The sequence below is a fragment of the Bacteroides sp. CAG:189 genome, from assembly GCF_000432295.1.
Classification (GTDB): Bacteria; Bacteroidota; Bacteroidia; order Bacteroidales; family Bacteroidaceae; genus Bacteroides; species Bacteroides salyersiae.
Genome location: NZ_HF991122.1, coordinates 1 through 884, shown reverse-complemented (window position 1 = coordinate 884; position 884 = coordinate 1). Strand labels below are relative to the sequence as shown.

The 884-nt window shown below is 45.8% G+C and carries 1 protein-coding gene; it reads left to right on the top strand.

Annotation, left to right across the window (positions count from 1 at the left end; translation table 11 throughout):
• Positions 1-275: 275 nt before the first annotated feature.
• The gene (locus tag QVP90_RS18055) at positions 276-734 is read left to right on the top strand and encodes an HU family DNA-binding protein (RefSeq protein ID WP_021937195.1); all 459 of its coding nucleotides are present in this window, start codon (positions 276-278) and stop codon (positions 732-734) included.
• The last annotated feature ends 150 nt before the right edge of the window (positions 735-884 follow it).

Sequence of the window (884 nt, the reverse complement as noted above, 5' to 3'; positions counted from 1 at the left end):
TGCTTGAATTTTCATATCCTATCACTCTTTGTTATGCTAACAGTTACAAAGTTACAAAAGTTTTTCGTTTCGGAGTTATGAATTTGCAGAATAATACGGGGGCTCTTCACGGGTTTCTCCTGTGGAACGATTCGGCAAGAAGCTTTTAATCGACATTGCTCTACCGGTCTCTACCGATGCCGACATTTCCCGACAATGCCGGGTGGCGGGTGTGGTATCTTTGTAGGGTAATCAGATTACAATTAATGTTTAACACTAAAAAAAGAAAAAGTAGTATGAGTAAAAGTGTGACGTATTCGGTAGTGCCGCGTAAGAACCTTTTGAAGAAGGATGAACCGGCGAAGTATTATGCCCAGGCTCAGGCCAGTGGCGATGTAGAGGTGAAAGAGATGGCAAAGCGCATCGAGAAGGCATGCACAGTGACACGTGCCGATGTGATGGCGGTATTGATTGCATTGGAAGATACCATTGTAGAGGGGCTCGAGAGAGGGGAGATCGTTCGTTTGGGAGAGATCGGCTCATTTCAGATCGGACTGCGTGGCAAAGGTGCCGTGTCGGAAGAGGAATATAGTGCATCGCTCATCCGGAAAGCGAAAGTGAATTTTCGTCCCGGAGTGGCTTTGACCGAAGTCTTGTCCGGGCTGAGTTTTGCCAAAGTGGGCAAATTGCCGTTGAAAAAGAAAGAAGAAGGCGGCAGCGGTGGCGATGGGGAAGGAGAGGATCCGGCAGCATAAATAATTATTCAATGTGCTAATATGTCAATGTACCAATAAGGGAATGCGACTGGTGTGCTGATAAGGGGATATTCTGTTGTATGGTGCTATCGGTTGGCACGTCGCTTAATCGGTAAATTATTAAAAACCTTAATTCCGCAACACTTTGAT